At 33.4% G+C, this 12,512-nt stretch carries 12 protein-coding genes; 9 read left to right on the forward strand and 3 right to left on the reverse strand.

Annotated features, from left to right (window positions below):
* The first annotated feature begins 36 nt into the window (after nt 1–36).
* The 4 genes from ETI37_RS02325 to ETI37_RS02340 all read left to right on the forward strand — a co-directional run bounded on the left by ETI37_RS02325 (nt 37) and on the right by ETI37_RS02340 (nt 3,237).
* A complete protein-coding gene (locus ETI37_RS02325) occupies nt 37–726 on the forward strand; it encodes a MurR/RpiR family transcriptional regulator (protein ID WP_225306401.1) in 690 nt (229 codons plus the stop codon).
* A gap of 63 nt (nt 727–789) precedes the next feature.
* On the forward strand, nt 790–1,305 hold the full coding sequence (locus ETI37_RS02330; RefSeq protein WP_006587575.1) for a hypothetical protein: 516 nt from the start codon (nt 790–792) through the stop codon (nt 1,303–1,305).
* Between the two features lie 10 nt (nt 1,306–1,315).
* Nucleotides 1,316–1,798, forward strand: a complete 483-nt coding sequence (locus ETI37_RS02335; RefSeq protein ID WP_143458383.1) for a PTS sugar transporter subunit IIA — start codon at nt 1,316–1,318, stop codon at nt 1,796–1,798.
* Between the two features lie 227 nt (nt 1,799–2,025).
* The gene (locus ETI37_RS02340; RefSeq protein WP_006586198.1) at nt 2,026–3,237 is read left to right on the forward strand and encodes an L-lactate MFS transporter; all 1,212 of its coding nucleotides are present in this window, start codon (nt 2,026–2,028) and stop codon (nt 3,235–3,237) included.
* A gap of 47 nt (nt 3,238–3,284) precedes the next feature.
* On the opposite strand, the gene ETI37_RS02345 is transcribed toward ETI37_RS02340, so the two are convergent.
* Nucleotides 3,285–4,160 (reverse strand): ROK family protein, encoded by an 876-nt coding sequence (locus ETI37_RS02345; protein WP_006586199.1) that lies wholly within the window; start codon nt 4,158–4,160, stop codon nt 3,285–3,287.
* Between the two features lie 261 nt (nt 4,161–4,421).
* On the opposite strand from ETI37_RS02345, the gene ETI37_RS02350 reads away from it, so the two are divergent.
* Both ETI37_RS02350 and ETI37_RS02355 read left to right on the forward strand, forming a co-directional pair.
* A complete protein-coding gene (locus ETI37_RS02350; protein ID WP_006586200.1) occupies nt 4,422–5,600 on the forward strand; it encodes an MFS transporter in 1,179 nt (392 codons plus the stop codon).
* A 130-nt stretch (nt 5,601–5,730) separates the two neighbouring features.
* Nucleotides 5,731–7,440 (forward strand): FAD-dependent oxidoreductase, encoded by a 1,710-nt coding sequence (locus ETI37_RS02355; protein WP_006586201.1) that lies wholly within the window; start codon nt 5,731–5,733, stop codon nt 7,438–7,440.
* A 47-nt stretch (nt 7,441–7,487) separates the two neighbouring features.
* Here ETI37_RS02355 and ETI37_RS02360 read toward each other — a convergent pair whose 3' ends face one another.
* Entirely contained in the window at nt 7,488–8,408 is a 921-nt protein-coding gene (locus ETI37_RS02360; protein ID WP_006586202.1) for a LysR family transcriptional regulator, read from the reverse strand.
* 150 nt (nt 8,409–8,558) lie between these two features.
* Between ETI37_RS02360 and ETI37_RS02365 the strand changes: the two genes are divergently transcribed.
* The 3 genes from ETI37_RS02365 to aroD are packed head-to-tail and all read left to right on the forward strand — an operon-like array spanning nt 8,559 to nt 11,473.
* Nucleotides 8,559–9,482 carry a shikimate dehydrogenase gene (locus ETI37_RS02365; protein ID WP_006586203.1) on the forward strand — a complete coding sequence of 308 codons (924 nt, stop codon included), beginning with the start codon at nt 8,559–8,561 and terminating at the stop codon, nt 9,480–9,482.
* A 36-nt stretch (nt 9,483–9,518) separates the two neighbouring features.
* Nucleotides 9,519–10,706 (forward strand): MFS transporter, encoded by a 1,188-nt coding sequence (locus ETI37_RS02370; protein WP_006587577.1) that lies wholly within the window; start codon nt 9,519–9,521, stop codon nt 10,704–10,706.
* Between the two features lie 8 nt (nt 10,707–10,714).
* Nucleotides 10,715–11,473 carry a type I 3-dehydroquinate dehydratase gene (gene aroD, locus ETI37_RS02375; RefSeq protein ID WP_006586205.1) on the forward strand — a complete coding sequence of 253 codons (759 nt, stop codon included), beginning with the start codon at nt 10,715–10,717 and terminating at the stop codon, nt 11,471–11,473.
* A 45-nt stretch (nt 11,474–11,518) separates the two neighbouring features.
* Here aroD and ETI37_RS02380 read toward each other — a convergent pair whose 3' ends face one another.
* Nucleotides 11,519–12,400 carry a LysR family transcriptional regulator gene (locus tag ETI37_RS02380; protein ID WP_006586206.1) on the reverse strand — a complete coding sequence of 294 codons (882 nt, stop codon included), beginning with the start codon at nt 12,398–12,400 and terminating at the stop codon, nt 11,519–11,521.
* Nucleotides 12,401–12,512 lie beyond the last annotated feature (112 nt).

Raw genomic sequence — 12,512 nt, forward strand, 5'->3', positions numbered from 1 at the left:
TGCTATATTTAAATTAGCATAATGGGGGATGAGAACATGAATTTACAAACGCGTATTTATGAAAAACAAGGTGACTTGAGTGGATCTGAAAAAGAGATTATTCAAGGTTTATTAAGCTCAGCTAAAGAAAATTCTCAGCTTAGTTTAAAAGATTTATCTAAAAAATTATATGTTTCAGAATCAGCTATTTTTAGATTGTGTAAAAAATTGGGACTATCTGGTTATAGTGAATTAAAATTTGAACTTTCAGCAGTTTCTTCAATAAAAAATCACCCAAATAATAATTTTGTTAAAGAAATGGCTGACTTAACTACTAACACTATTAAACAGTTTGAAGCACGAAACTTAACTAATTTTTATATTGATGTTCAAACAGCTAAAACAATATATTTGTATTCAACCGGTTGGCAGCAAGAGTTATTAGCTAGTTATATTTCTAAAGAATTATTTTTATTTGGCAAGCAAACTGTGTTGTTGCCATCAGCGTTGGATGAGTTGAAGATGAGAGGTCAATTCTTCAATAAGGGAGATATGTTATGGACAATTTCATATTCCGGAAATAATTCATCCATAGTAAATGAATTAAAGAAGATTAGTTTAGTTGGAGATAAGATTAAATTAGTATCTTTAACTAAAATGGGAAGTAATGATTTAGCTACGATTTCAGATTATAGTTTCTTTTTCCAAACAATTGATTTTAGTTATAAAAATAATGGGGGGGGGTAGCCCCCGCTCCTGTTTCTCTCCAGCATATATTTTGATTGATTTGCTTATGAATGGATATTTTGATTGGCAACAGAAGAAGGGATAGCTATGATTTCACATTTAAACTTTTCTAGCTTTTTAGATAGAATTGTTCAAAATTTAAAATTAACGCCTAAAAAGTTGCTGAAGTGGTATTCATATGTATTAATTTTTGTGCCACTTGCTTGTGCAGCATTAGTAGGCCTACATTTAGTAACATCAGCAACAACTTTTTCTAATCTTCTAAAAAATCAAGCAGGATTAGCAGTTGGAGTGATTATAGCTTTATGCGATTTGATAATTGGCTATTTTTGTCTTTTAAATTTAGAAATATTCTATAAAAGAAAAACTTATAGAGTGTTTATGGTTACGCAAGTTATTACACAAGCTTTAGTTGGTAATTTTATGTGTGTAATTATGGCAATCTTAGGAATTTATTTAAGCCAAGAACTTCCAAATGAAAAACAAATCAATCTTAAAGCCAAGCTAGTTATAAATTTAGGTACAGCGTTATTATTACTTAGTTTTGTTCTATTGGTAATAATTGAATTTAAGAAATAGAGGTTAAGCAATGTTCGGTTTATTTAAAAGAAATTCAAAGTTAAAAGTTGTATCACCAGTTAAGGGAGATTTAATTCAAATTACTGACGTTAATGATGATGTCTTTTCAACAAAAATGTTGGGTGATGGTTTTGCTGTTGAACCTTTTGATGGGACGATTGTTGCTCCTTTATCAGGGAAAAGTACCACTCTATTTCCTACTAAACATGCTCTTGGAATTACAACAGATAAAGGGTTAGAAGTCTTGATTCATATGGGAATTGATACTGTTGAATTAAAGGGAACTCCTTTTGATGTATTTGTAAAAATGAATCAAGAAGTTAAGGCAGGCGATAAATTAGCCCAAATAAATTTAGACAAGATAAAACAAGCTGGGTTAGCAGATACAATTATTGTGGTTTATACTAATATGGATTTACTAAAATCAGTATCCGCAGTTGACCCAAGGCCACTTTCAGCCGGTGATGTTGTTCAAGAAATTGAATATAAGTAATTAATATCCGTACAGAAATGAACAGAAGCAGGAAGATACCTGCTTCTGTTTTTTTATGTTACAAAAAAATATTAAAAATTTTCATTACCCCAATATATTGAATATATCAATGATTTGTATAGCACATCTTGTTGCTTGCATATTACAATTTTGATTGACCCATTTTTGGAAAGTAGTATATTCATACCTGTAAGCATTAACTTAGCTTGATACTTTGGAGGTAAAAATTGAAAAGAAACCGTTATGTTGTCGCCCTTGCTGGCGTTGTTTTACATTTAATGATTGGTTCTGTTTATGCTTGGAGCGTTTTTACAAAACCAATCGCTGCTGAAACTGGTTGGTCTATTAAAGCAGTAACATTTGCTTTTAGTTTAGCTATTTTCTTCCTGGGAATGTCTGCTGCTTTTATGGGACGATTAGTTGAAAAATATGGGCCTACTGTAACTGGTACAGTTTCTGCCATCTTGTTCGGGTTAGGCGTAATGCTTACCGGTGTTGCAATTGGAGCTCATCAACTTTGGCTACTTTATTTGTGCTATGGAGTAATTGGTGGTGTAGGGCTAGGAGCAGGATATGTAACTCCTGTTTCTACAATCATTAAGTGGTTCCCAGATAAACGGGGGCTAGCTACTGGACTAGCAATTATGGGCTTTGGCTTTGCTGCTTTGTTAACAAGTACTGTTGCTAATCACCTCTTGAGTCTTAAAAGCGTTGGCCTTGAAAAGACTTTTTATATTTTAGGTGCTGTTTACTTAGTAGTAATGCTCTTGGCAGCTCAATTAATTAAGCGCCCACGACCTGGAGAAGTTCCTACTCAAACTAATTTGCCAAAAAATAGTACAGGTATTCAAATGAGAGCTAATGACGCTTTAAAAACACCAGCCTTTTATTGTTTGTGGTTTATGTTTTTTATAAACATTACTACTGGTATTGGCCTTGTTTCGATGGCTTCTCCGATGGCTCAAGGAATGGTCAATATGAATGCCGCAAAAGCTGCTGCTTTGGTTGGAATTATTGGTTTATTCAATGGTTTTGGCCGATTGATCTGGGCAAGTTTATCAGACTATATAGGTCGTCCCCTAACATATACCTTGATTTTTGTTGTTGATATTCTTTGTCTAGGCACGATTCTTTATTTGCGACAAGAACTACTATTTTCAATGGCACTTTGTCTTCTTCTATCGTGTTACGGAGCTGGTTTCTCCGTAATTCCTGCTTATTTAGGTGACGTGTTTGGCACTCGTGAACTTGGTGCTTTGCACGGTTACACTTTAACTGCTTGGGCAGTTGCTGGAATGGTTGGTCCTACAATTATCACCTATACCAGTCACGGCAGTGACTATTCCAAGACTTTACTTATTTTTATTATTATTGATGTTATATCTTTACTTGTCTCATTTTTTGTAAAAACTCAAATCAAACACATGAAAAAAGCCTAATTAAGCAATAAAAAGACCTCGGGATTTCCGAGGTCTTTTTATATTATTTATTTTAATAACTTTTTGGCTAATTCAAAGTCACCTAAAGTTGCTGAACCATTGTTGGCAACTGCTGGTCGAACAATTAATTCATCAAGGTCAGGAGTTGCTACATAGTTATTATTTAAGTCATCAAAGTATTTGCGGATTTGTACTAAATCATCTTCGTTTAAAACGGAACCACCAACAACCATTACGTCAGGTCGAGTGGTCATGTAGGCGTTGTAGAGCATTTGTGCTACATAATATTGTAAAAAGCTAAATGCTTTATGATCTCTTGGTAAATCTTCTCCAGGGATGCCAGTTCTACCTTTTAAGCTAGGACCTGCGGCCATGCCTTCAACGCAAGCACCATGGAAAGGACAACCACCTTTATAATCATCACCTTCAGCTCTTACTACCATCATATGACCCATTTCTGGGTGGTAGTTACGACCAATAAATTTACCTTCTTGGATAATACCGCCACCGATACCAGTACCGATAGTTACGTATAAGTAAGTTTTGGTATTATCAGCACCACGGGCAATATATTCACCATAACAAGACCCATTTACATCAGTTGTGATGTAAACTGGAATGTTTAATTCTTTTTCGAAAAATCCTTTGAAGTTAGCACCTGACCAACCTGGCTTAGGTGTATCCAAAATATAACCATAAGTACGTGAATCAGGATTAATATCAACTGGTCCAAAGGTTGCAATACCAAGGGCATTTACTGGATTTTTCTTAAAAAATTCTGCACAAGCTTTGAAAGTTTCTTCTCTACTTGTAGTGGGAATTCGGTCAGTTGCAATTATTTTACCGGATTCAATATCTTGAACAGCAACAATGAACTTGGTACCTCCAGCTTCAATGCTGCCGACAGTTTTTGCATTTGTCATTAGTGTTTTCCTCTCCGTTTTTGATTTTTATAAAATGTAAAGGCTTTAAAAATCATAACGATTTTAGCACAAATTAGACATTACTTGTAGCTTTAACACATTTTTTCTTAAAAAAGATACCAAGTATTTTTAGATGGAAGATATAAGTGGTTTTATAAGATTGATTGTTTATATCTATCGATTTAATGGTAAAGCACAATTGATTGAATAAACGCTTACAAATATACTTGAGATAAGCTTATAGGTACGAGGCTGATAGATATGGCTAGTAAAAAAATAAATAATTTAAAAATAACTGCAAGTATTTTATATTTGTCATATTTTATGATGGGATTACGTTTATCAATGGTTGCACAATATAAACCAGAATTCGCTACTATATGGCATACTGATGTAAGTGGAGTTTTGCAAGTGGTTGCAGCTATAGGGCTAGGCGGTATTATATCGATTTTGATAACAGGACCAGTGTCTGATTATTTTGGTAGAAAATTTTGTGCTGTTATAGGTCATTTGATCTGGGCAAGTTATTTTATAGGGTTACTTTATGCACCTAATCTAACTGTTGCGTATATAATTGCTACTACTTCTGGGATAGGACAGAGTTTCGTTAATTCAAGTAATTTTCCTTCTCTAATGGAAATATTTCCTAAAAATGCTTCAATTGCTGGAATTATGACAAAATTTGCAATTAATATCGGTCAATTTGCTTTACCAATTTTTGCTTTTGTTGTTAGCCTTTTGGGAGCAAACTATCGGATAGTTTTTTGGGGTACAGGGTTGGTTTATTTAGCATTAGCTTTTTTATTAATATGCTTGCCATTTCCTCAACACCATTCTAAAAAGCAATTGGTGAAACAATCATTTGCTTTTACTGATAGACTGCCAATTAGTGTTATTGCTTTAGCTTTAATTGGTTATACTTCTACTGCAGTATTTTTATTATGGGTAAATACATATCAAGAATTAGCTAAAAGTTATGGAGTAAGTAATCCCATCTATCTTCAAACAATTTATGCTTTTGGAGCAAGTATAGCAGTAGTTTTTAATTCCTTCATTATAAAAAAGGGTATTAAAGAAGTGGACCTTTTGCTATATTATCCTTTATTTACCGCACTTAGCTTAATTCTTACTGTTTTAATTAAAGCAAGCTGGATAGTGTCATTTGCAAATCTGGCTGTAGGCTTTTTTGCTGCCGGTGGTTTGTATCAGCTTGCTTTAACAGTATTAGGTAATAGCTATCCAACAATTAAGGCAACAGCGCAATCGTGGGCAGCTTTCTTTTCAGCTTTATCTAATTTGACAATTTTTTCTATTGCGAGCTGGATAACTGGTTTTTCAGGGGCTAATTCCGCGAAATATATTGTAATTATGAATATATTTTTATCTTTATTAGGTTCAGTATTAGCTTTAATTGTAAAAGTATGTAATAAAAAAGGTTAGCTTCAGTTGGATTAAACGAAAAACTATCAATAGTCTGAATCTATTAATAATTATGTCATTGTTTGTTTTTTTTAATTAAAAAACATTTTAAAATGAAACCGATTACTATTAGTGATAGGAGAGGTAAAATATGACAAAACAAACTTTGCAAGCTGAAGCTAATGGTCGTAATGGCAAGATTAAATTTGATATTAATATTGATAATAACGAAATAAAAGATATAAAAGTTACCAAATCTAGTGAAACACCAGCAATATTTAATCAGGTTTTTGATAAATTAAAAAATTCCATTATAGAGGAGCAATCATTTGATGTAGACGCTGTATCGGGCGCTACTATTATGACAAGTGCCTTACTTGATTCTGGAAAAAATGCCTTAAATCAAGCAGGAGTTACACCAGTAGCTAAAGAGAGCGATAAAACACATCGGGAAGTAAACCTAGATGTAGATGTTGCCGTCATTGGCTCAGGAGCTGCAGGATTGATTGCAGCTTGCCGAGCTCTTTCAATGGGAAAAAATGTAGTAGTTCTTGAAAAGAATGGTTATTTAGGTGGAGCTACAATATTAAATGGTTCAAATGTAGTAGCTACAGGTTCTAACTTGGCTCAGCAATTATTTGGTACTGAGGCGCAAGAAGACAGCAGTAAACGACTTTTTGATGATATTACTCGTGAATGCCGAGGTACCAATTATCCTGAATTATCAAAGATTTTAGTTAATAATATTGGTAAGGCTGTTGATTTTATTAAAGAGTTTGCTAATTTGACTTATCAAAAAGCAGAAACACAAACAATTGAGCATTCGGTTAATCGGCAAGTGGAAATGCCAAGTGAAAGTTCATATGAATTAATTAAGAAGATAGCAACTGCTTTTGAAGAAAAAGGTGGCAAGATTTTACTTGATGCGCGTGTTGAAAAAATCAATTCTGAAGATGGTGTACCTGTTAGTTTAGTTGCTGAAGGAAAGCACCAAACTACAAACGTTAAGTTTAAATCTCTTATTTTGGCTGCCGGTGGTTGGGGCGCCAAAGACTTCAAAGAAAAGCGGACTTCGATTCCTTATTATGGCCCAATGACTTCAACTGGAGATTATTTCTTCTTTAACAAGGGATTAAATCTGGCTAGCCGTAATTTAGATTGGTATAAAGTTTATCCACATGGATTAGAAGTTGAACCTGGAATTGCTAAACTTACAACTTATTCAACAAAAGAAGCAAGTGATATGGGGGCAATTTTTATTAATCGGGCTGGTAATAGAATTGTAAATGAATCAGATCCATACACTCATTTTAGAGATGCAATTGCTGCTCAAAAAGATCAGATAGCTTTTGTTCTTATGGATCAAAGAATTTGGAACAGATTTTATGAACTAATGCTTAAATATGGTTTTACTGCTGATGAAATTAGTCATTATTTTGCACTTGATGGCAAGCAAAGCCCAATTTTAGTAAAAGGAAATCTTGAAACAGTAGCTAATAAAGCTGGTATTAATTTTGAAAATTTACAGCATACCTTATCTAATTATCAAAATTATGCTAAAAATGGTAAGGATCCTGAGTTCGGACGTGAGGCAAAATTTATGCATGAATATTCAGGTGATACTTACTACGTTATTGAACAAAAACTTCGCTTCTGTACAACTTTAGGTGGGTATGAAACTAATAGCCAAATGCAATTATTAAATAGTGATATGAAGCCAGTAGCTAATTATTATGCAGCTGGTGAAATAATTGGTGGTGCCAATGGTCATGACTCTATGCCAAGTATGATGAATTCATGGAGCTATGCTTCAGGCTTTTTAGCTGGAACTAATGCTAGTGACAATTGCAATAATCGATAAAAAATAAGCTATTTTTATCCTTTAAGAGATAAGAATAGCTTATTTTTTTAAATCATAGTATTTTTTTCGTTAAAACTATTTCGACAATATTTTTCAGCGTAACTTTGAAAACGTTGCACAACTGGTGGTAAAAAGTGATTTGCTTTAGTAATGGCATAAATTGGGTGGACTACTGCCTTATCTTTAATAGGTAACAGTTTCACTATCCCACTACTTAATTGTGACATATGAGGTACGATTGCAACCCCAAAGTTATAACGAACAAACCCTAAGACCGAATGATCTTCCTGAACTTCGACAGCTACTTTTGGTTTTATGTTTGCTTGATCGAATATTTTTTTGAGAAAAATTCCTAAGCCACTGTTACGCTGATAAAGTACCATAGGATATTTAGCTAGTTCGGAAAGAGTAACCTCATCTTTTTTAGCAAGAGGATGGTTAAAGGGAACAGCAGCTAATAATTCTTGATTTACTAGGTGAAATTGGTTAACTTGCGCTACCAGAGCAGGAGTTGTAGCTTTTGATGCAAAAACTAAATCAAGTTTTTCTTCTAGTAATTCTTCAATTAATTTATCTGTAATATCTTGGCTATACGAAAAAGTGATTTTCTTAGCAGTTGGATTATTTTTAAAGGTTGAAACTAACTCAGGTACTAGGTCTTGGCCCATAGTATAGGTAAATCCTAAATGAATATGTCCTTGATTAATATCATGCAATTCTGCAACGTATTCATTGCCCTTTTTTAAGGCATCTAGGCTTGCTTCTACGTGCTTTAAATAGATGCGACCATAATTGGTTAACTTAATATTACGACCTTCTTTTTCAAATAATGGCACTCCTAATTCATCTTCAATACTGTTAATTGCATATGAAAGAGAAGGTTGGGAGATACCTAAAGATTCTGCAGCTCGTGCCATGTGTTCAGTATGAGCTAATTCTACAAAGAATTCCAAGTGTCTTAAATTCATAAAATTTCTCCTCGAATTTACAGGATAAATAATAAACTGTCTTTATTGATAAATTGAACTAGTTTTATTTATTGCTTACTTTGAAAACGATACCATAAAAAGTGAATTGAGAACATATTAACAAAGATTTTTATTAAGGAGATTTTAATTATGACAAATAAAATAACTGGTGTAAATGGTCCTATTAATGGTTGGCTTGATGGTCATACCTACTTAATTGGTTTGATGGCTTACCCAATCCGCCACTCAATGTCTCCAACAATGCACAATAATGCTTTTGCAAAATTAGGTTTAAACTTTACTTACCTTTGCTTTGAAATTGATAACAAGAAGTTACCTAAGGCAGTTGAAGCTATTAGAACTTTGGATATGCGTGGTTCAAATGTTTCTATGCCTAATAAAAAAGAAGTTATTAAATACTTAGATAAATTATCTCCAGCTTCAGAAATGTGTGATGCTGTAAACACTATTGTTAACGATAATGGCGTTTTAACAGGCTACACTACTGACGGAATTGGCTTTATGAAGAGCTTGGAAGATGAAGGTATTGATATCCGTGGTAAGAAGATGTGTTTAGCTGGTGCTGGCGGTGCCGCAACTCCAATTGCTGTTCAAGCTGCTCTTGATGGTGTTAGTGAAATTGAAATTTTTAACCTTAACGATGATAAATGGTCTCAAGCTGAAAAGAATGTGAAGACAATCAATGAAAAGACTAACTGTAAGGCTAGTTTACACCACTTGGAAGACAAAGATGACTTCAAGCGTGCCATTAGTGAATGCGACATCTATTGTGATGCAACAGGTGTTGGGATGAAGCCTCTTGAAGATATGACTTTAGTTGAAGATCCTAGTTGGTTCCACGAAGATATGACTGTCTTTGACACCGTTTATGCTCCAAGAACTACTAAGCTAATGAAAGTCGCTCAAAAAGCTGGTGTAAAGCATGTTTTAAATGGTATCGGCATGATGATTGAACAAGGGGCTGCCGCATTTAAGCTTTGGACTGGTGAAGACATGCCAACTGATTATATTCGTCAAGTTATTTTTGAAAATGATGCTAAAGATAATAATTAAAAGCTATTATTTTACTGAGTAGATATGGGGATAGTTATGAAGAATAAATATACACCTACGGCCCTAGCGCTTTATTTCAATTATTTTGTTCATGGGATGGGCGTTATTATCCTGTCTCAAAATGCAGCTAATTTGGCTCACCAATGGGGAACTACGGAAACTGGTGCTCTTGCAGTAGTTTCTTCATTAGGAATTGGACGAATTATAAATCTTTTAGCTTCAGGAGTTTTATCTGATAAATTTGGGAGAAAACCATTTGTTCAATTAGGAATTGTTACTTATTTTATTTTCTTTGTTGGCATTTTAATGTCACCGAATACGGTTATTGCGTATATTCTAGGAATTTTAGCAGGAATGGCTAATTCGTTCCTTGATACCGGTACTTATCCAGGTTTGATGGAAATTTATCCAAATTCTAAAGGAACTTCTAATGTTGTATTAAAGGCATTTATTAGTGCAGGGCAATTTTTCTTACCCTTTATTGTTAGCTTTTTAGCAGCTGCACATATGTGGTATGGATGGTCATTTTTAATTCCAGCAACTATTTTGGTGCTTACTTTTCTTTATTTCATGTTTGGTGGAGCTTTCCCAGACTCAAATTCAACTAATAAAACTGTTGAAGAAAAGATAACTGATAATAATGTAAAAACTAATTTATGGTTAGATGGCACTTTATTTATTATTTATGGATATATTTCACAAGCAACCTTTTATTTGGTAAGCCAGATGCTTACACAATATGGTCAAAAAATAGGTAATCTTTCGCAAGTAACAGCTCACTCATTAGTTAGTTGGTATTCTTTAGGATCAATTATTTGTGTGCTAACTACTGCTGTTTTGGGTAAGAAATTTAGTGAAATTCAATTTGTTCCTATTTACACTTTAGGTGCATTTATTTCATTAGCCCTAATGTGGTTATATCCTACTAATGCTAGTTTGATGATTATTTTATCGATATTGGTTGGATTTTTTGCTGCAGGTGGTGTAATGCAATTAGCATTAACAGTCATGGCTGAATTTTTCCCTGCTGGTAAAGGAACAGTTACAGGTTTCTTTTATACAGCAGGTTCAATTGCATCATTTACGATACCTTTAGCAATTAATTGGATTGGAAACATGCGAAATGTGATGCTTTTTGATGTGATTATTGCATTAATTGGATTTATTGATACTAGTATGATTGCTATGCGGTATAAAAAGATGTTTGGCAAATTAGGAAAGTAGGAAGTATTATGGCGACTGTAAAAATTAGAAATGTGGTTTTAGGTGAAGGATTACCTAAAATAGCCGTACCTAATGTCGGAAGGACAAGGGAAGAAATTATATCTGCAGCTAAAGAAATTATACAGGCTAAGCCAGATTTGATGGAGTGGCGGATTGATTATTTTGAAGCAGGTATAAATAATTTTGATACATTGAAAATGGTAGCCCAAGAACTTCGTAAGGTTATGGAAGAAATACCTATTTTAATAACTTTCAGAACCAAAAACGAAGGTGGAGTATTATCATTACCTGAAGAAAGATATTTATCTTTGCTTAATCAAATTATTGTAAATAGGTTAGGTGATGCTGTTGATATTGAACTCTTCCATGATGAAGATACAGTTAAACGGTTAGTTAAAGTGGCGCATCAATATAATGTAATTGTAGTTATGAGCAATCATGATTTTGATAAAGTACCTAGTAAAGATATAATCGAATTTAGATTGAAAAAGATGGCCGAATTAGGTGCTGATATCCCTAAATTTGCATGTATGCCACATTCAAGCATGGATGTTTTAACTTTATTGATGGCTACTACAGTTGTAAATGAAACTATTTCTAATCCAATCATTACAATGGCAATGGGGGATTTAGGAAAAGTCAGTCGGATAGCTGGACAGGTATTTGGATCAAGTTTATCATTTGGTGCTGTTGGTCAGACATCTGCTCCAGGTCAATTAACTATTTCTGATTTGAGAAATGCTGAGAAGTATTTAGAATTACATTAATAATGCATAAAAAACCGTTAAAGCAAGGCTTTAACGGTTTTGTTTTTATTTTTTATAATATTCTTTGATATAAGCAAGTATTCGTTTAGTTGCGGGAGATAAAAAGTGATCTTTCTTAGTTGCTACATAAACTGGATTAATAGCAGCATCACTATCAATATCTAGAAATTTTATTTTGTGTTGATTAATTAGTTCACTTTTAGGCACAATGGCAACGCCAAAATCTGAATTTACAAAGTTCATTATAGGTGCCGTATCTGCCAAAACCATTGAAATATTAGGTTCTATCCCGGCTCTTTCAAAGAAAGTATCAATATTTTGTCTTAAACAGTTGACGTGGGGATATGTAATCAATGGATATGAAGCAAGGTCATTAACACTGATTTTATCTTGATTAGCTAATGGACTATTAACAGAAACAGCTAAATATAGCTGTTGATCAAATAAATGAGTTAGATTCACTGCTTCTAAATCATCAGGATTAGCTACAATTGCTAAGTCTACTTTTTCATCTAGTAGTTTTTTGATAATAATTGATGTGATATCTTGTTCAAAGTAAAAACTGATATGTTGTTCAGGATTTTCATGTTTAAAGTTATTTACTATTACAGGTGCTACTTCACGTGCTGCGGATGAAAAACCGAAACGAACAGTTCCACTATTAGTATCAACTAATTCACTAATATAAGTGTTTCCCTTACTAAAATCTGCTAAGCCAGCTTTGACATATCTTAAATATATTTCTCCATATTTACTTAACTTAATATTACGTCCATCTTTTTCAAATAATGGCACACCTAATTCTTTTTCGATACTGCTAATTGCATATGACAAAGATGGCTGCGTTATACCTAAATTTTCAGCAGCTTTTGCCATATGTTCAGTATGTGCTAGTTCAACGAAAAACTCTAAATGACGTAAATTCATTGAAAAAATCCACTCTTTCTATGAAATCCCTAATACCCTCTCTATGAATATAAAATAAAATAACTAATTATGCAATAGTGTTATATTTAAATAACAAAAAATGTTTACTAAA

The organism is Lactobacillus mulieris, from assembly GCF_007095465.1.
GTDB lineage: Bacteria > Bacillota > Bacilli > Lactobacillales > Lactobacillaceae > Lactobacillus > Lactobacillus mulieris.